The 20,034-nt window shown below is 77.0% G+C and carries 1 protein-coding gene; it reads right to left on the reverse strand.

What is annotated here, in order from left to right; translation table 11 throughout:
- Positions 1-27: 27 nt before the first annotated feature.
- Positions 28-20,025 carry a non-ribosomal peptide synthase/polyketide synthase gene (locus tag ACFWP2_RS23685; RefSeq protein WP_380454545.1) on the reverse strand — a complete coding sequence of 6,666 codons (19,998 nt, stop codon included), beginning with the start codon at positions 20,023-20,025 and terminating at the stop codon, positions 28-30.
- Between the last annotated feature and the right edge of the window lie 9 nt (positions 20,026-20,034).

Raw genomic sequence — 20,034 nt, forward strand, 5'->3', positions numbered from 1 at the left:
CGGACGGGGGTCGATGGTGGTGTGCGGTCAGTGGCTTTCCCGGGCGTGCCGGGCGATCCGCCGCAGGGCGTCGGCGAAGTCCTCGGCCGCCCGGCGGACGGCCCCGGTGTCGTGGACGGCGGGGCGGTGGTGCCAGGTGAAGGCGAGGCGGCCGTGCTGGGCGGCGCCGACCACCTCCAGCGGGTGGGAGCCGCCGTCCCGGGGGTCGTGGTCCTGGCCGAAGGAGCCGAGTTCGGCGCGGACCAGGCCGTCGCCTTCGGTCTCGGGCCGGGCGTCCCACTGGCCGAGGTAGTTGAAGACCACCTGGCCGTGCCCGCCGGCGGCGAGGCGCTCGCGGACCTCGGGGGTGCCGAAGGTGCGCAGGGCGCCGAAACCCAGGCCGTTGCCGGGCACCGCGCGCAGCTGCCGGCGGACGGACTTCACCAGGGCGCGCCAGTCGCGGTCCGGGCCGAGGTCGGCGGGGTCGGGGACGTCGAAGGTGACGGGGTGGACGGTGGTGAACCAGCCGACCGTACGGGACAGGTCGACGTCCTCCAGCAGGTCCTCCCGCCCGTGTCCCTCCAGGTCCAGGGCGATCCGCTGCCGTCCGCTCCAGCGGGCCAGCGCGAGGGCGAGGGCGGCCAGCAGCACGTCGTTGACCCGGGTGCGGTAGGCGGCGGGGGCGGCGCGCAGCAGTGCCTCGGTGTCCGCCTCGTCGAGTTCGACGGTGACCGCCGCGCTCCCGTCGTCGCCGGGTTCGGCCGGGCCCCCGGGCAGGGCCGTCCGGGCGTTCACCGCCTCTTCCCAGTAAGGGAGTTCGTGGTCCAGGCCGCCGTCGGCGACGTGGGCGGCGAGCCGGTGCGCCCAGTCCCGGAAGGAGGTGCCGCGCTCCCCCAGGCTGATCGGCCCGCCCCGGAGGGCCTGTCGGTGGGCGCTCTCCAGGTCGTCGCGCAGCACCCGCCAGGAGACGGCGTCGACGACCAGGTGGTGGGCGACCAGGAGCAGCAGGGCGGGGTGGTCCGGGTGGCCGGTGAACAGGGCGGCGCGCAGCAGCGGGCCGCGGGCCAGGTCGAAGCCGGCGTGGAGTTCGTCGGCGGCCTTCTCCATGGCCGCGTCGGCGGCCTCGGCGCTCTGCCCGGTCAGGTCGTGGCGGGCGAGGAGGTCCTCGGCGGGGGCGGGCGGCGGGTTGAACTGGTGCCATCCGGCCTCGTCGTGGGTGAAGCGCATCCGCAGCGCGTCGTGGTGCTCCAGCAGGGCGTCGAGGGCGGCGCGCAGCGCCTCCGGGTCGGGGGCGGCGCCGAGTTCGAGCAGGGTGGACTGGTTGAAGTGGTGGTGGGCGGCGCGCGGGGTGGTCAGGAACCACTCCTGGATGGGGGTGAGCGGCACGTCGCCGGTCACCGGGCCGTCGTCGGGGCGTTCGGTGGCGGCGCGGACGACGGTGGCGAGTTCGGCCACCGTCTGGTGGCTGAACAGGTCCCGGGTGGCCAGCTGGAGGCCGTCGCGGCGCAGCCGGGAGACCACCTGCATGCTGAGGATGGAGTCGCCGCCGAGCAGGAAGAAGTTGTCGTCGGCGCCGACCTCGTCGAGGCCGAGGACGTCGGCCCAGATCCGGGCGATCCGGCGTTCGAGGTCGGTTTCCGGTGCCCGGCCCGGGCCGGCCGTGGCGTGGGCGGGGCCGGGGTCGGGCAGGGCGCGCCGGTCGAGTTTGCCGTTGGGGGTGAGCGGCAGGCGCTCCAGCGGGACGAAGGCCGCGGGGACCAGGTGCGGGGGCAGCGACTCGGCGAGGTGGAGCCGCAGGTCGAGGGCGGGTGCGCCCGCGGTGGCGTCGGCCGGGACGACGTAGCCGACCAGCCGGCCGCCGCCGGGGCCGTCGGCGCGGACGGTGACGACGGCGTCGCGCACCAGGGGGCTGCGGCGCAGGGCGCTCTCGATCTCGCCCGGTTCGATCCGGAAGCCGCGCAGCTTGATCTGCTCGTCGGCGCGTCCGGCGAACCGCAGTCGGCCGTCGGCGTCGTGGCGGGCGAGGTCGCCGGTGCGGTACATCCTCTCGCCGGGGGCGCCGTGCGGGTCGGGCAGGAAGCGCTGGGCGGTGAGGCCGGGGCGGCCGAGGTAGCCGCGGGCGAGGCCGGGGCCGGCCAGGTAGAGCTCCCCGGTGACGCCGGGCGGCACCGGCCGCAGGGCGGTGTCCAGGACGTACGCGCGGGTGGCGCCGCTGGGGCGGCCGATGGCGGGGCTGCCGGTGCCGGGGGCGAGCGGGCCGGTCCAGCTGGCGACCACGGTGGCCTCGGTGGGACCGTAGGAGTTGATCATCCGTCGGCCGGGGGCCCAGGTGTCGACCAGGTCGGCCGGGCAGGCCTCGGCGCCGACCACCAGGGTGCGCAGGTCGGGCAGGGCGGCGGCGGTCTCCGGTTCCATGGTGGCCAGGGCCGCCGGGGGGATCAGGGTGTGGCTGATCCGGCGTGCGGCGAGCACCTCGGCGAGCCGTTCGCCGACCAGCGGCCCCTCCTCCCCGGTGACCAGGGCGGCCCCGGAGAGCAGGGAGATGCACAGTTCCAGCACGGAGGCGTCGAAGCTGGGCGAGGCGAACTGGAGCACCCGGTCGCCGGGGCCGACGGCGTACTGCTCGGCGGCGGCCGCGGCGAAGACGGCGAGGCCGGCGTGGGTCACCAGGACGCCCTTGGGGGTGCCGGTGGAGCCGGAGGTGTAGATGACGTAGGCCGGGTGGGCGGGGGTGAGGGCGGCAATGCGGTCGGCGTCGGTGGGCGCGGTGTCCGGCCCTTCGGCGGCCCAGACCCGGTCCGGGTCGTCGAGCACCAGGTGGGCGCCGGCGTCGCGGACCATGAACTCCCGCCGGGGCGCCGGGTAGTCCGGGTCGACCGGGAGGAAGGCGCCGCCGGCCTTGGCGACGGCCAGCTGGGCGACCACCATGGCGGCCGAGCGGGGCAGCGCGAGGGCGACCAGCCGCTCGGGTCCGACGCCGCGCCCGATGAGCTGGTGGGCCAGCCGGTTGGCGGCCCGGTCCAGTTCGGCGTAGGAGAGTTCCCGCTCGCCGTCGAGCAGGGCCGGCGCGTCGGGGGTGGCGGCGGCCCGGCGCTCGAACAGCTCGGGCAGGGTCGCCTCGGGCACCCGGCGGAAGGTGCCGCCCGGCTCGGTGGGCGGCGTGTCCGGGCCGGCCAGCGGCAGTGCGCCGACGGCACGGTGGGGGTCCTGGGCGACGGCGGTCAGCAGGGTGGCGAGCTGGTCGGCCATCCGCTCGACGGTGGCCGCGTCGAACAGGTCGGTGTTGTACGTGAACAGGCCGTGCAGCGCTCCGCTGTCGGTCTCGACGAACTCCAGCGCCAGCTCGAAGGCCGTCCGTACGGCGTCGGGCTCGATGCCGGTCACGTCGAGGCCCGGCAGGTCGAGTTCGGCGGACGGCGCGTTCTGGAGCACCACGTGGACCTGGAAGAGCGGGGTGCGGCTGGTGTCGCGCACCGGCTGGACCTCGTCGACCACCTTCTCGAAGGGCACGTCCTGGTGGGCGAAGGCGTCGAGGACGGTCTGCCGCACCTCGCCGAGGAGGGCGTCGAAGGACTGGCCGGGTTCCACCCGGGAGCGCAGCACCAGGGTGTTGACGAAGAATCCGACCAGCTGCTGGACCTCGGGCCGCTGCCGGCCGGAGGTGATCGTGCCGACGGTGATGTCGGTGTCCCCGCAGAGCCGGGCCAGGTAGGCCTGGGCCGCGGCGACCAGGGTGGTGAACAGCGTGGCGCCGCGCTCCCGGCCGACCTCGGCCAGCCGGCGGGCGGTGTCGGCGGGCAGCTCCAGCCGGACGGTGGCGGCGTTGGCGGCGTTGGCGGTGCGCACCGCGGGCCGGGGCCGGTCGGTGGGCAGCGGCGGCGGTACCGCGCCGGTGAGTTGGCGCTTCCAGTAGGCGAGCTGTTCCCCGGCGGGGGCTCCCGCGGTGCGCTGCCAGTGGGCGTAGTCGGCGTACTGCACCGGCAGTGGCGCCAATTCGGCTTCGGTGGAGCCGAGTTCGGCACGGTAGAAGTGGGCGAGGTCGTCGAGCAGCACGCCGGTGGACCAGCCGTCGGTGACCATGTGGTGCAGGGTCAGCACCAGCACGTGGTCGCGGTCGGCCAGTCGGGCCAGGGTGGCGCGCAGCAGGGGTCCGCGGCGCAGGTCGAAGGGGCGGGCGCGTTCGGCGGCGAGCAGTTCGCGCAGGGCCGCCGGCCGCTCGTCGGCGGGCCGGTCGGAGAGGTGGTGCCGCGGCAGCGGGACGACGTGCGGCGGGTGGACCAGCTGGACGCCGTGGCCGTCGACGCTGTCGAAGGTGGTGCGCAGCGACTCGTGCCGGGCCGTCAGGGCGTCCAGGGCCGCGCCGAGGGCGTCGGGGTCGAGGGCGCCGCGCAGCCGGAGGGCGAGCGCGACGTTCTCGGCGACGCCGGGCGTGAACTCCTCCAGGAACCAGAGGCGTTGCTGGGCGTGGGACATCGGGGACGCGCCGGTGCGGGGCACCGGGACGACGGGCGGGCGGGCCGGGGCGGCGGGCTCCTCGGTGAGCAGCCGGGCCAGGCCGGCCGGGGTGGGGTGGTCGAAGACGGCGCGGGGGCCGAGCTCGGTGCCGAAGGACTCGGTGAGGCGGGCGGCGAGCCGGATGCTGAGGATGGAGTCGCCGCCCAGGTCGAAGAAGCCCTCGTCCATGCCGGGCGGGCGGATGCCGAGGACCTCGGCGAAGACCTCGGCGGTGCGGCGTTCGGCCGCGGTGCGCGGTTCGACCCGGTCGCGCCGCCCGCCGCCGGGCTCCCGCTCCGGGGCGGGGAGGGCGGAGCGGTCGACCTTGCCGTTGCGGCTCAGCGGGAGGGCGGGGAGCGGGACGATCGCGGCCGGGACGAGGTAGTCGGGCAGGGTCAGGGCGGCGAAGGCCCGCAGCTCCTCGGGGTCGACGGCGCCCTCGGCGCCGACGGCGTAGGCGACCAGCCGGCGGGCGCCGGGCCGGTCCTCGCGGACGACCACGGCGACGTCGGCGACCTCCGGGTGGGCGGCGAGGGCGGACTCCACCTCGGCGGGCTCGACCCGGAAGCCGCGGATCTTCACCTGGTCGTCGGCGCGGCCGAGGAACTCGACGGTGCCGTCGGCGCGGCGCCGGGCGAGGTCCCCGGTGCGGTACATCCGGGCGCCGGGCGGGCCGGAGGGGTCGGCGAGGAAGCGGGCGGCGGTCGCGCCGGGGCGGCCCAGGTAGCCGCGGGCCAGGCCCTCGCCGGCCAGGTACAGCTCGCCCGCGCAGCCCGGCGGGACGGGCCGCAGCCGGGCGTCCAGGACGTGCACCCGCCGGTCGTCCAGCGGCCGGCCGATCGGGACGGTGTCGGGCACGCCCGCGGCGTCGGCGAGGGCGTGGGCGGTGGCGAAGGTGGTGGTCTCGGTGGGCCCGTAGCCGTCCACCACGGTCAGTCCGGGGCAGGCGGCCAGGACGCGGCGCACGGCGGCGGCGGGCACCACGTCCCCGCCGGTCCACAGGGCCCGCAGCCCGGCGAAGCAGTCCGGCGCGTCCTGGGCGAGCAGCCGGAACAGCCCGGCGGTCAGCCACAGGGCCGTCGGCCCGTCCGCTCCGGCGAGCCGGCGCAGCAGCGTGGCGTCCACCGGCCCCTCGGGGGCGACCAGTACGCAGCCGCCGTTCAGCAGCGGCGCCCACACCTCGAAGGTGGCGGCGTCGAAGGCGACCGGCGAGTGCAGCAGCACCCGGGCGCAGCTGCCGTCGGCGAAGCGGCTGTCGGTGGCGAGCGAGGCCACGTCGCGGTGCCGGACGGCGACGGCCTTGGGCTCGCCGGTGGAGCCGGAGGTGTACATCACGTACGCCAGCCGGTCGGGGTCGGCGGGCGGCAGCGCAGCGGGCGCATCGTCACGTACGGCCCCGGCGGGCGGCAGCGCACCGCTCGCACCGTCGCGTACGGCCGCGACCTGCTCGGCGGTGAGGGTGCGGGCGGCGCCGGCCCGGTCGAGCAGGGCGCGGCGGCGCTCCTCGGGGGCGCGCAGGTCGACGGGCAGGTAGGCGCCGCCCGCCTTGAGGACGGCCAGCTGGGCGACGACGAGTTCGGCGCCGCGGTCCATCGCCAGCGCCACCCGGTCCTCGGGCGCCAGGCCGTCGGCGAGCAGCCGGGCGGCCAGCCGGGCGGACCAGGCGTCGAGCCCGCGGTACGTCAGCTCCCGCTCCCCGTCCCGCACGGCGGGGGAGTCGGGGGTGCGGCGGGCCTGCTCGGCGAAGATCCGCAGCGGGCTGTCCGGCGCCGGCGGGCGGGCGGTGGTGTGCCAGGAGGCCAGCAGCGCGCGGTCGGCGGCGGTGAGCGGGTCCAGCGCGGCGAGGTCGCCGTCCAGGCCGTCGGCGAGGGCGGTCAGCAGCAGGGCGAGGCGGTCGGCGGCGTCCCGGACGGTCCGCTCGTCGAACAGCGCGGGGTCGTACGCCAGGTCGAAGGCGAGCTGTCCGCTCAGGTGGGCGCGCAGGCACCAGGGGAAGGTGGTGGCGTCGTCGGCGCGCACCTCGACCACCCGCACGCCGGTGCGGTCCGCGGCCGACTCGTCGACGGGGTAGTTCTCGAACACCACCATGCTGTCGAACAGCGGCTCCCCGGCGGGCAGTTCGCTCAGGCCCTGGATCCGGGGCAGCGCCAGGTGGTCGTGCCGGCGGCCGTCGCTCTGCCGGTCCTGGAGGTCCCGCAGCCAGGGCCGCACACCGCCGGAGGGCAGCTCGACCCGGCACGGCACGGTGTTGATGAACAGGCCGATCATCGTCTCGACGCCGGGCAGTTCGGCCGGCCGCCCGGAGACGGTGGTGCCGAAGACGACGTCCGCGGTGCCGCCGTAGCGGGCCAGCAGCAGCGCCCAGGCGCCCTCGACCAGGGTGTTGACGGTCAGTCCGGCGGCGGCGGCGTTCTCCCGCAGGCGCGCGGAGAGCGCCTCGTCGAGGGCGCGGTGGACGGCGGCGGTGGCCCGGGCCCGGTGCGCGCCGGCGGGCCGGCGGTCGTAGGGCAGCGCGGTCCGTTCGGTGAACCCGGTCAGGGCGCCGCTCCAGTGGTCCTCGGCGGCCTGCTCGTCCTGCTCGCGCAGCCAGGCCAGGAAATCCGCGAAGGGGCGCCGGACCGGGCGGGGCGCCTGCGGTCCGCCGGTCAGCGCGGCGTACTCCTCGCACACCTCGGTGAGCAGCTGTCCGGTGCTCCAGCCGTCCAGGATCACGTGGTGGGTGGACCAGAGCAGCAGCACCTCCTCGCCGGGCAGCGCGGCCAGGGCCAGCCGGCTGAGCGGCGCGGTGCCCAGGTCCATCCCGGCGGCCCGCTCCTCGGCGAGCAGCCGCTCGGTCGCCTCGGCGCGCTGTCCGGCGGTCAGCGCCCGCCAGTCCAGGTGGCGGACGGGCAGGACGGCGCGGCGCGCGACCAGCTGGACGGGGTGCGGCAGGCCGCGCCAGTGCACGGAGGTGCGCAGCGCCGGGGTGCGGTCGACGACCCGCTGCCAGGCGGCGGCGAAGGCCGCCGGGTCGGCGACGCCGGCCAGCCGCACGGCGATCCGGTCCACGTAGGCGCCGTCCTGGTCGACCAGGCCGTGGAAGAGCATGCCGGACTGCAGGGGGGTGAGCGGCAGCACGTCCTCGGCCTCCCGGCCGTCGCCGACGAGGGCGTCCAGCCGCTGCTGGTCGAGGCCGGCCAGCGGGAAGTCGGACGGGGTGCGGCCGCCGGCGCCGGGGCTCGCGCAGTGCTCGGCCAGCTCGCGCAGCGCCTGGAGGGTCTGCTCGGCGAGCGCGCGGACGGTGGCCTCGTCGTAGCGGGCCGCGGGGTAGGTCCAGCCCAGTTCGAGCCGGCCGTCCTGGACCGCCCCGATGACGTCCAGCAGGTAGGGGCGGGGCTCGTCGGGGTCGGTGTCGCGCCCGGCCGGGGGCAGCGAGCCGCGCAGCAGCCCGTCCGCCGCGGTGCCGCGGGCGTCCCACTGGCCGTGGTAGTTGAAGCCGAACTGCGGCACGGCGGCGTCGGCCGGCAGGGCGGACGGGTGGAGGTGGCGCAGGGCGCCGTGGCTGAGTCCGCGCAGCGGGACGGCGCGCAGCTGCTCCTTGACCGAGCGCAGGGTGTCGTGCCAGCCGGCCTCCGGGTCGACGCGCAGGGCGAGCGGGAACTCGGCGGTGAACCAGCCGACCGTCCGGGAGAGGTCCTGGTCGGCGAAGAGGTCCTCGCGGCCGTGGCCCTCCACCGCGATCAGCACGGAGTCCCGGCCGCACCAGCGGGCCAGGGTGCGGCCCAGCGCGCTGAGCAGGACGTCGTTGACCTGAGTGCGGTAGACCTCGGGGACGTGCCGAAGCAGCGCCTCGGTGGTCGGCTCGTCCAGGGTCACGGTGACGGTGGCGGCGGTGCCGTGGGTGTTGGGGCCGGGCCGACCGGCGGGCAGCTCGGCCGGGGCCTCGCCGGTGCGGGTCCAGTACGCGGTGTCGCCGTCCAGCGCGCCGGAGCGGGTGTGCCGCTCCAGCCGGGTGGCCCACCGGGTGTAGGAGGTGCCCGGCTCCGGCAGCCGGACGGGTGCGCCGGCACGGGCGGCGCGGTAGGCCGCTTCGAGGTCGGCCAGCAGGATGCGCCAGGAGACGCCGTCCACGGCCAGGTGGTGGATCGTCAGCACGAGCTGGGCGGGCTGCCCCTCGCCACGGTGCGAGCCGCCCTCGGCGGTGCCGTCGAAGAACAGGGCGCGCAGCATCCGGCCCTCGACCGGGTCGAGGGAGCTCTGGGCCTGGTCGGCGGCCCGCTGCACCTCGGCCTCGACGGCGGCCGGGTGGTGGGTGAAGACGCCGTCCGGCGCCTGCTCCAGGACCTGCTGGTGCCAACCCGACCCTCCGTGCCGGAAGCGGGTGCGCAGCGCCGGGTGGTGCTCCGCCAGGGCGAGCACGGCGCTGCGCAGGGCCGCCGGGTCGGTGTCCGGGGCCAGCGCGAGGCGCTGGGTCATGGTGAAGCGCAGCGCCTCGCCGGGCCGGCGGCCGTCCAGGTACCAGTGCTGGATCGGGGTGAGCGGCGCCTCGGCGGGTTCGGCCTCCTCGCCGGCCGTCGCCGGATCGGTCAGCTCCCCCGCGCAGAGGGCGAGTTCGGCGACGTTCTGGTAGCGGAAGACGTCCTTGGTGGTGAGGGCGAGTCCGGCGGCGCGGGCCCGGGAGACGATCTGGATGCTGAGGATGGAGTCGCCGCCGAGGGCGAAGAAGTTGTCCCGGGCGCCGACCCGCTCCACGCCCAGCACCTCGGCCCAGATCGCGGCGAGCCGTTCCTCGGTGCCGGGGCGCGGGGCGACGTACGGGGTGGTGCGGTCCGGCTGGGTGGGCGGGGTGGGCAGGGCCCGCCGGTCGGTCTTGCCGCTGGTGGTGCGCGGGATGCGGGCCAGCGGGACGAACGCGGTGGGCACCAGGTGGTCGGGCAGGGTGCGCCGCAGCCAGGCCCGCAGCTCCTCGGCGGGCGGCACGACGGCGCCGGCCGGCACCGGGTACCCGACCAGGAGGGTCCGGCCGCCCTGTTCGCGGGCGGCGACGGCGCAGTCCGCTATGCCGGGGTGGGTCAGCAGGGCGGCCTCCACCTCGCCGGGCTCGATCCGGAAGCCGCGGATCTTGACCTGCTCGTCGGCCCGGCCGAGGAACTCCAGCCGGCCGTCGGCGTCCCAGCGGGCCAGGTCCCCGGTGCGGTACATCCGGGTGCCGGGCGGCCCGTACGGGTCGGCGAGGAAGCGGGTGGCGGTCAGTCCGGGGCGGCCCAGGTAGCCGCGGGCGACCTGCTCGCCGGCCAGGTACAGCTCCCCCGGCATGCCGGGCGGCACCGGGCGCAGCGCGCCGTCGAGTACGTAGGCGGTGGTGTTGCGGCCCGGCCGGCCGATCACCGGGCGCTCGGGGTGGTCCGCGACGCGGGCGTAGGCGGAGTCGACGGTGCACTCGGTGGGCCCGTACAGGTTGTAGGTGCTGATGCCGAACTCGGCCTGCGCCGCGCAGAGTTCGCGCCAGGTGGCGGCCGGGATCGCCTCGCCGCCGAGCTGGAGCAGCCGGGGGTGGTGCGCGGCGGGGGCGAACAGTCCGGCGGCGGTGAGCTCGCGCAGGAAGGAGGGGGTGACGTTGACGACGTCGAGGCGCTGCTCGACGATCCGGGCGCAGAAGGCCTGCGGGTCCAGCCGGACGTCCTCGTCGACCAGGTGGAGCTCCTGGCCGCAGACCAGCAGCAGCGGGCCCTCCCAGCTGGTGTCGAAGGAGAGGGAGGCGCTGAGGGCGACCTTCAGCCGGCGGCCGTCGACGGTGTGCGGGACGAGCATCCCCTCCCGGTGGTCGCGGCAGAGGTTGACGAGCTGGCGGTGCTCGACGACCACGCCCTTGGGGCGGCCGGTGGAGCCGGAGGTGTGGATCAGGTAGGCGGCGTGCCCGGGCAGCAGCGGGGCGGTCCGCTCGGCGTCGGTCAGGTCGTGGCCGGGCAGGGTCTCCCAGGGCACCTCGCGCAGGGTCTGCTCGGTCAGCACCGTGCGGGGCCGGGTGTCGTCGAGCAGCAGGGCGGCCCGCTCCTCGGGCAGGTCCGGGTCGACGAACTGGAGGACGGCGCCGGCCTTGAGCACCCCGAACAGCGCCACCAGCAGGTCGGAGGTGCGCGGCAGCCGGACCGCGACCACCTGCTCCGGGCCGGCGCCGAGGGCCGCCAGGTGGCGGGCGAGGCGGTTGGCCCGGGCGTTGAGTGCGGCGAAGTCGAGGGTGGCGTCGCGGGCGACCAGCGCGGTGGCGTCGGGGGTGCGGGCGGCCTGCTCCTCGAACAGGGCGGTGAAGGTGGTGTCGGGCCCGGGAAGCGGCTCGCCCCGGCCCTGGCGCAGCACCCGCCGCCGCTCCTCCCCGGTCATCAGCGGCAGCGCCCCGACGGCCGTTCCGGGTTCCTCGGCGACGGCCGCCAGCAGGGTGGTCAGCCGTTCGGCGAGCTGCTCGACGGTCCGGGCGTCGAACAGCCCGGTGCTGTACTCCAGGTAGCCGGTCAGGCCGCCGTCGTGCTCGGCGAAGTCGAAGGAGAGGTCGAAGGCGGCGCTGCGGACGGGCGGGGTGACGGGCTCCACCGTCAGGCCGGGCAGCCGGGGCGCCTCGGCGCCGAGGTTGTGCAGCGCCACCATGACCTGGAACAGCGGGGTGCGGCTGGTGTCGCGCTCCGGCTGGAGGACGTCCACCAGCCGTTCGAAGGGCACCTCCTGGTGGGCCAGGGCGTCCAGCACGGTGGCCTGCGCGGCGGTCAGCAGCTCGTGGAAGGTCGGCTCCGGGCGGATGTCGCCGCGCAGCACCAGGGTGTTGACGAACATGCCGACCACGTCGTGGAGTTCGCCCTGTTCACGGCCGGAGGTGACGGTGCCGACGGCGATGTCCGTCTGCCCGGACCAGCGGGCCAGCAGCACCTGGCAGGCGGCCAGCAGGACGGTGTAGAGGGTGCCGTCGGCCTCCCGGCCGCGCTCGCGCAGCCGGGCGGTCAGGTCGGCGGGCAGCGTGAAGGTGACCAGCGCGCCCTCCCGGGTGCGCACCGCCGGGCGCGGCCGGTCGGTGGGCAGCTCCAGCGGGGCCAGGCCGTCCAGGGCCCGGCGCCAGTGGTCGAGGTCGGCCTCGGCGGCGGCGGTGCGGGTGCGCTGCCAGGCCGCGTAGTCGGTGTACCGGACGGGCGGCGCGGACAGCCGCGGGCGGCGGCCTTCGAGGGCGGCGGCGTACAGCTCGCCGAGGTCGCGGCCCAGCACGCCCATCGACCAGCCGTCGGTGGCGATGTGGTGCACGGCCAGGGCGAGGACGTGCTCGTCGGCGGCCGTACGGGCCAGGAGGGCGCGCAGCACCGGGCCGGCTTCGAGGTCGAAGGGGGCGGCGGCGATCCGCTCCAGGTGGGCGTCCAGGTCCGCCGGCGCGACGTCCTCGCAGGGCAGCTCGACGGGGTGCGGCGGCCGCACCACCTGCCGGGCCCGGCCGTCCCGTTCGGCGTAGGTGGTCCGCAGCGCCTCGTGGCGCTCGACGAGGGCGTCCAGGGCGCCGCCCAGCGCCGCCCGGTCGAGGCTTCCGCGCAGCCGCAGCACGGACAGCGAGGTGTACTCGGTGCTGCCGGGTTCGAAGCGGTCGAGGAACCAGAGCCGCTGCTGGGCGTAGGAGAGCGGCGCCTCGGCGCCCGGGTCGGCGGCGGGGATGACGGTCCGGGCGGTGCCCGGGCCGGGTGCGCCGAGCGCCTCGGCGAGGTCGGCGAGCACGGGGTGGGTGAACAGCAGCCGGGGCGAGAGGTCGGCGGAGCCGAAGGCGGCACGCAGCCGGGCGGTGACCCGCACGGCGAGGATGGAGTCCCCGCCGAGGGCGAAGAAGTCGTCCTCGGCGCCGATCTCGCCGGTGTCCAGGACCTCCGTCCAGGCCTCGGCGACCAGGCGCTCGGCGGGGGTGCGGGGCGCGGTGCGCTCGCGGCCGGCGGCGAAGCCGTCCGGGCCCGGCACCGGCAGGGCGCGCCGGTCGAGCTTGCCGTTGGGGGTGAGCGGCAGGGCGGCCAGCGGGACGTAGGCGGCGGGCACCAGGTAGGCGGGCAGCAGCCGTTCCAGGTGGGCGCGCAGGTCGGCGGCGCTCGGGGGCGCCTGCGGGCCCTCGCCGACGACGTGGGCGACCAGCCGGCGGGTGCCGGCGGCGTCCTGGTAGACCCCGACGGTGGCCAGGCCCACGCCCGGGTGGGTCTGGAGGGCGGCCTCGATCTCGCCGGGTTCGATCCGGTAGCCGCGGATCTTGACCTGCTGGTCGGCGCGGCCCAGGTAGCGCAGGGTGCCGTCGGCCTGCCAGCGGGCGCGGTCGCCGGTGCGGTACATCCGGGTGCCGGGGGCGCCGAACGGGTCGGCGAGGAAGCGGGTGGCGGTCAGGCCGGGCCGGTTGAGGTAGCCGCGGGCCAGGCCCTCGCCCGCCACGTACAGTTCGCCGACCGCGCCTGGGGGCACCGGGGCCAGGTCGTCGTCGAGCACGTACAGCCGCAGGTCGGCGATGCCGGTGCCGATCGGGCCGGGGCCGCCGGCGGTGGCGGTGGCGCGGTCCAGGGCGGTGTGGGTGACGTGCACGGTGGTCTCGGTGATGCCGTACATGTTCACCAGGCGCGGCGCGTCCTCGGGGTGGCGCCCGTACCAGTCGGCGAGCCGGGTGACGTCCAGCGCCTCGCCGCCGAAGACCACCGTGCGCAGCGCCAACCGGGCGGAGACGTCCGGGTGTTGGGCGTCGGCGCGGGCCAGCTGGTGGAAGGCGGACGGGGTCTGGTTGAGGACGGTGACCCGCTCGTCGGCGAGCAGCCGCAGAAAGTCCTCCGGGGAGCGGGCGGTGTCCTCGGGCACCACCACCAGTCGGCCGCCGTGCAGCAGCGGGCCCCACAGCTCCCAGACCGAGAAGTCGAAGGTGTAGGAGTGGAAGAGCGTCCAGACGTCCTCGGCGCCGAAGCCGAACAGCTCCCGGGTCTGCTCGAACAGCCGGACCACGTTGGCGTGCGGCACCACGACGCCCTTGGGGCGGCCGGTGGAGCCGGAGGTGTAGATGGCGTAGGCGGGGCTGTCGGGCAGCGGGCGCCGGCCGGGGGCTCCCCCGGGGCCTCCGCTGCGGTCGAGCGGTCCGGCCGGGCGCCGGGCCAGGTCGGCGCGCACCCCGGGCTCGGCCAGGGCGAGGACGGGGACGTCCACGCCGGTGGGCTCCTCCAGGGTCACCAGGGCCACCGGGGCGGCGTCGCGCAGCAGTTCGGCTCTGCGTTCGGCGGGCAGGTTCGGGTCGAGCGGCAGGTAGGCCGCGCCGGTCTTGAGGACGGCGAGGACGGCCACCACCAGCTCGATGGTGCGGGGCAGCGCGAGGGCGACGTACCGCTCGGGGCCGGCGCCGAGCTCGGCCAGCCGGTGGGCGAGCCGGTCGGCCCGGGCGTCCAGCCCGGCGTAGTCGAGGTGCTCCTCGCCGCAGGTGACGGCCACGGCCTCCGGGGTGCGGGCGGCCTGCTCCTCGAAGAGCTCGACCAGGCTGCGCCCGGGCCGGCCCTGGGCGGTGCCGTTCCAGTCGACCAGCAGCCGGCGCCGCTCCTCGGCGGTGGTCCAGGCCAGCGCGCGCAGCGGGCGGTCCAGTCCGGCGGCCAGCTCGGTGAGCAGCAGGCACAGCCGCTCGGCGAGGCCGCGCACGGTCGCGGCGTCGAACAGCTCGGGGTCGTAGGCGAGGTCGAAGCCGACCTGCCCGCCCTGGTAGGCGCGCAGCACCAGCGGGAAGTTGGTGGCGTCCCGGGAGGAGACCTCGACCAGGCGCACCCCGGTACCGGCGGCCCGGGCGTCGTCGAACGGGTAGTTCTCGAAGGCGACGATGCTGTCGAACAGCGCGCTGCCGGACGGGAGGTCGCTGAAGCCGGTGAGTTCGGCGAGCGAGACCGCCGAGTGCCGGCGGGCCTCGGCCTGGTCGTCCTGGAGCTCCCGCAGCCAGTCGGCGGCGGTGCGGGCGCCGTCCACCCGGACGCGGGTGGGCAGGGTGTTGATGAACATGCCGATCATCGACTCGACGCCGGGCAGTTCCTCGGGGCGGCCGGAGACGGTGGTGCCGAACAGCACGTCCGGCTCGCCGCTGTAGCGGGACAGCAGCAGCGCCCAGGCGCCCTGCACCACGGTGCCCAGGGTGAGCCCGGCCCGGCGGGCGGTGTGGGCGAGCCGGTCGGAGGCCTCCTCGGACAGGGCGGCGCTGTGGGTGCCGGCCGAGCGGGCCCGGTGGGCTTCGCGCCGGACGCGGTCGGCGGGCAGCGAGGTGGCGGTGGCGAAGCCGTCCAGGACGGAGCGCCAGTGGGCCCGGGCCGCTTCGGCGTCCTGCCCGGCGAGCCAGTGCACGTAGTCGGCGAAGGGCCGGCGCACCACCGGGGCGGGCGCGCCGCCGGTGGTGAGCGCCGCGTACTCGGCGAACACGTCGGTGAGCACCTGGGCGAGGCTCCAGCCGTCCAGGATCAGGTGGTGGGAGGTCCACAGCAGCTGGAGCCGGGCCTCGGGCAGCCGGACCAGGGTGAGCCGGGTGAGCGGGGCGGTGGCGATGTCCAGGCCGAGCGCGAGGTCCTCGGCGCGCAGCCGGGCCAGCCGGTCGGCGCGCTCGGCCGGGTCGGCGTCCCGCAGGTCCAGGTGGGTCACCGGCAGCCGGACGCCCCGGCGCACCACCTGGAGCGGGGCGGGGACGCCCTCCCAGACCACCGAGGTGCGCAGCGCGGGCGTACGGTCGGCGACCCGCTGCCAGGCCAGGGCGAGGGCCTGCGGGTCGGCGACGCCGTCCAGCAGCAGGGCGGCCTGGTCCAGGTAGACGTCGTCCTCGCCGCCGACCAGGCGGTGGAAGAGCATGCCCTCCTGGAGCGGGGTGAGCGGCAGCAGGTCCGTCACCTCCCGGCCGTCGCCGACGAGCCGGTCCAGCGCGTCCTGGTCCAGGCCGGCCAGCGGGAAGTCGGAGGGGGTGCGGCCGCCGGCGCCGGGGCGGGCGCAGTGCTCGACGAGGGCGTGCAGGGCGGCGGTCACGGCCTCGGCCAGTCGCCGGACGGTGTCGGCCCGGTGGACCACCTCGCTGTAGTGCCAGGTGAGTTCGAGTTCGCCGTCGGCGACCACGGCGGAGACGTCGAGCAGGTGGGCCGGCGCCTCGTCCGGGGCGAGGTCCCGGCCCGGGGCCTGCCCGGCGGGGGCGAAGTCGCCGGCCTCGGGGGCGGTCCACTGGCCGTGGTAGTTGAAGCAGACCTGCGGCAGCGGGACGTCGCGCAGGGCGTCGGCGCCGGGGGCCGGCGAGCCGAGCCGGGCGAGGGCCTCGTAGCCCAGGCCCCGGCGGGGCACGGCGCGCAACCGCTCCTTGACCCGCTTGAGGGTGGCCGCCCAGTCGGGGGCGTCGGCGGGGCCGGCCGGGGTGAGGGTGACGGGGTACTGGGTGGTGAACCAGCCGACGGTGCGGGAGAGGTCGAGGTCCTCGAAGAGGTCCTCGCGGCCGTGGCCCTCCAGGGCGACGGTGACGCTCCCGGTGCCGGTCCAGTCGGCGAGGGCCCGGCCCAGCGCGCTGAGCAGCACGTCGTTGACCTGGGTGCGGTAGACCTCGGGGGCCTTGCGCAGCAGCGCCTCGGTGGTGGCCCGGTCGAGCCTGCTGCGCAGGGTGCGCACCGAGCCGGCCGTGGGGGTGCCGGGCAGGTCGACGGGCAGCGGCGCGGCGGGGGCCGCGGTCTCGGCGGTCCAGTACGGCAGGTCCTGGTCCAGGCCGCCGGAGCGGACGAGCGCGGCGAGCCGGTGGGCCCAGTCGGTGAACGCGGTGGGCTCGGGCGCGGGTTCGGGGGTGGCGCCCGCGGCGGCCTGCCGGTAGGCCTCGGGCAGGTCGGCGAGCAGCACCCGCCAGGAGACGCTGTCCACGGCGAGGTGGTGGGCGGTCAGGAACAGCTGGGGCCGGGCCCCGTCGGCGGGGCGGAACAGGACGGCGCGCAGCAGGGCGCCGGTGGCCGGGTCCAGTTCGGCGCGGGCGGCCTCGGCGGCCTCGGTCCGGTCCGCGCCCGGGTCGAGGACGGCCAGCAGCCCTCCGGCGTCCGCGACCGGCTCCTGCCGCCACCCGGCCCCGGTGCGGGTGAAGCGGGTGCGCAGCGCGGGGTGGGCGGCGACCAGCGCGGTCAGCGCCCGTGCCAGGGCCGGTTCGTCGAGCTCGTACGGCAGGTCGAGCAGCATCGACATGGTGAAGTGGCGCAGCGGACCGTGGGCGGCGAGGAACCACGCCTGGACGGGGGTGAGCGGGGCGGGTCCCTCCTCCCGGCGCGGTTCGGCGGTGGCCCGGTCGGCCGCGGCCTGGTCGCCGGCGGTGCGGGCGGCGGCGGCCAGGTCGGCGACGGTCTGGTGGCGGAAGACGTCCTGGGAGCCGATCCGCAGGCCTTCGGCGCGGGCCCGGGAGACGGCCTGGATGCTCAGGATCGAGTCGCCGCCGAGTTCGAAGAAGTTGTCGGTGACGCCGACCCTGGGCACGCCGAGCACCTCGGCCCAGATCGCGGCGAGGGTCTCCTCCTCCGGTGTGCGCGGGGCGACGTACTCCCCCTCGCGGCCCTCGGTCTCGGGGGCGGGCAGGGCGCGGCGGTCGAGCTTTCCGCTGGTGGTCAGCGGCAGCGCGTCGAGCACGGTGAAGGAGGACGGCACCAGGTGGTCGGGCAGGACCCGGCGCAGGGCCGCGCGCAGGTCGGCGAAGGGCCGCCGGGCGGCTCCGTCGGCGAACACCAGGTAGGCGGCCAGCCGGTTCTGCCCGTGGGCGTCGGGGACGGCGACCACGGCGGCCGCGGCGACCTCCGGCAGGTCGAGCAGGGCGGCCTCGATCTCGCCGGGTTCGATCCGGTGGCCGCGCACCTTGACCTGGTCGTCGGCGCGCCCGAGGTACTCCAGGCGCCCGTCGGCGGTCCAGCGGGCCAGGTCGCCGGTGCGGTACATCCGGCTGCCGGGCGGGCCGAACGGGTCGGCGGTGAAGCGGGCGGCGGTCAGGCCCGGGCGGCCGGCGTAGCCGCGGGCGACCTGCTCGCCGGCCAGGTGGAGTTCGCCGCTCACCCCGGGCGGCACCGGCTGGAGCCGCCCGTCCAGGACGTAGGCGCGGACGTTGGGCAGCGGACGGCCCACCAGGGGCCGGTCCCCGGCGTCGATCTGGCAGGCGAGCGCGTCGACGGTGCACTCGGTGGGGCCGTAGTAGTTGTAGGCGGCCACCTCGGGGCGGGCGGCGAGCTCGCGCCAGAGCCGGGGGGCGACGGCCTCACCACCGAGCATCAGCACCCGGGGGCGGTGGCGGGGGTCGTCGAGCAGCCCGGCGGGCAGCAGTTGGCGCAGGTAGGAGGGGGTGAGGTCGAGGAAGTCGATCCGGTGGCGCACGACGTACTCGACCAGGGCGGCCGGGTCCATCCGGGTGGTCTCGTCGACCAGGTGCAGCGGGTGGCCGTCGGCCAGCAGCAGCAGGCCCTCCAGCGAGGTGTCGAAGGAGAGGGAGGCGGTCAGCGCGACGTTCAGCGGCCCGCCGCCGGCGTCGGCGACGAAGCCGGCCCGGTGGGCGGCGAGCAGGTGGGCCAGGGCGCGGTGCGGGACGGTGACGCCCTTGGGGCGGCCGGTGGAGCCGGAGGTGTAGAGCACGTACGCGGTGGACTCCGGGTCCGGCGGGGCGAGCGGGCCGGTGTCGCCGGGGTCCGGGTCGGCGGGGTGCGTGTCGCCGGGGTGCGTGTCGCCGGGGCCCGTGTCGCCGGGGTCGCTGTCCGTCAGGGCGCGCAGGGTCTCCTCGTCCAGCAGCAGGGCCGGGCGGGCGTCCTCCAGCAGGTAGCGCACGCGCTCCTCGGGCAGCGCCGGGTCCAGCGGCAGGTAGCCGGCGCCGGCCTTCCAGACCGCGAGGACGGCCACCACCAGCTCGGCGGTGCGCGGCAGCCGCAGCGCGACCAGCCGTTCGGGGCCCGCTCCGCGGGCGACCAGCCGGCGGGCGAGCCGGTCGGCGCGGGCGTCGAGGGCCGCGTAGTCGAGCCGCTCCTCCCCCGCGACCAGGGCGAGGGCGTGCGGGGTCCGTTCGGCCCGGCGGCGGAACAGTTCGGGGTGGGTCACGGCCTCGACGGGCAGCACGGCGCCGTTCCAGTCCCGGGTGACCCGCTCGGTCTCCCGCGCGGAGAGCAGCGGCAGGGTGGCCAGCGGGCGGTCCGGTTCGGCGGCGGCGCCCTCCAGCAGCCGCAGCAGCTGGTCGGCCGTCCGGCGGGCGGTGGGGGCGTCGAAGAGGTCGGCGCGGTACTCCAGGACGCCGGTGAGCGCCTCGCCGTCCGGGACGAACTCCACGCTGAGGTCGAAGGTGGCGGCCTGCCGGGGCACGGTGACCGGGGCGGTGGCGAGGCCGTGCGGGTCGCCGGCCGCGGGCGGGGCGGGGTGCAGCAGGACCAGGACGTCGAACAGCGGGTTGCGGCCGGCCTCGCGGGGCGCGCCGACCGCCTCGACGAGCCGCTCGAAGGGCGTGTCGCCGTGGGCGAGGGCGTCGTTGCCGGTCTCGGTGGCGGCCGCGAGCAGCTCGCGGAAGGAGGCGTCGGGCGCCACCCGGGTGCGCAGCACCACGGTGTTGACGAAGCAGCCGACGGCCCGTTCCAGCTCGGTGCGGGTGCGGCCGGCCATCAGGGAGCCGACGGTGACGTCCTCCTGGCCGGACCAGCGGGCCAGCAGCGCCTGGGTGCCGGCCACCAGCGCGGTGTTGAGGGTGCCCTGCCGTTCGGCCGCGAGTTCGCGCAGCCGGGCGGTGAGCGGCGCGGGGACGGTGAAGGTGTGCAGGGCGCCGGGGCCGGCCTCCTCGCCGCGCCGCGGGTGGTCCAGCGGCAGGTCGGGCGGCACCGCGCCGGCCAGCTTCTCCTTCCAGTGGGCGAGCTGGCGATCCAGCCGGTCGCCGGAGAGGTGTTCGCGCTGCCACACCGCGAAGTCCGGGTACTGGGCGGCGACTTCGGGCAGCTCGGGTTCGGCGCCGCGGGCCAGGGCGTCGTAGGCGGTGCACAGCTCGTCCAGCACGACGCCCATCGACCAGCCGTCGGTGACGATGTGGTGGGCGGTCAGCTGGAGGACGTGGGCGTCCGGCGACTCGGCGACCAGCAGGGCGCGTAGCAGCGGGCCCCGCGCGAGGTCGAAGGGCCGGGAGTACTCCTGGAGCAGGATCGCGTCCAGGCTCTCGCCGTCGGACGGCGTGCGGACCGGCAGCTCCACCGGCCCGGCCGGACGGACGGTCGGCACCGGCCGGCCGTCGTCCTCGCCGAAGGTGGTGCGCAGCGCCTCGTGGCGCGCCACCACGGCGGTCAGCGCCGCGGCGAGCGCCGTGCGGTCCAGCGCTCCGGTGAACCGCAGGGCGACGGCGCTGTTGTAGCGCGGGTCGCCGGGGCGCAGCCGGTCCAGGAACCAGAGCCGCTGCTGGACGAAGGAGGGCGGCAGCGGACGGCTGCGGTCGGCGCGCGGGATGGCCCGTTCGGCCGCGGCCTGGGCGCCGCCGGCCCGGCCGGCCAGCCGCTGGCGCAGGGCCTCGCGCAGGTCGGCGGGCAGGGCGGCGGCGCGGTCTCGCTTCGAAGGCGTCGAAGTCATGGTCGTCGG

Origin of the sequence: Kitasatospora sp. NPDC058444, from assembly GCF_042721415.1 — a bacterium.
GTDB lineage: Bacteria > Actinomycetota > Actinomycetes > Streptomycetales > Streptomycetaceae > Kitasatospora.

Bases quoted from the DNA above. Each gene is read 5' to 3' on its own strand.
- ACFWP2_RS23685 (WP_380454545.1), bottom strand. From the start codon at position 20,025: ATGACTTCGACGCCTTCGAAGCGAGACCGCGCCGCCGCCCTGCCCGCC.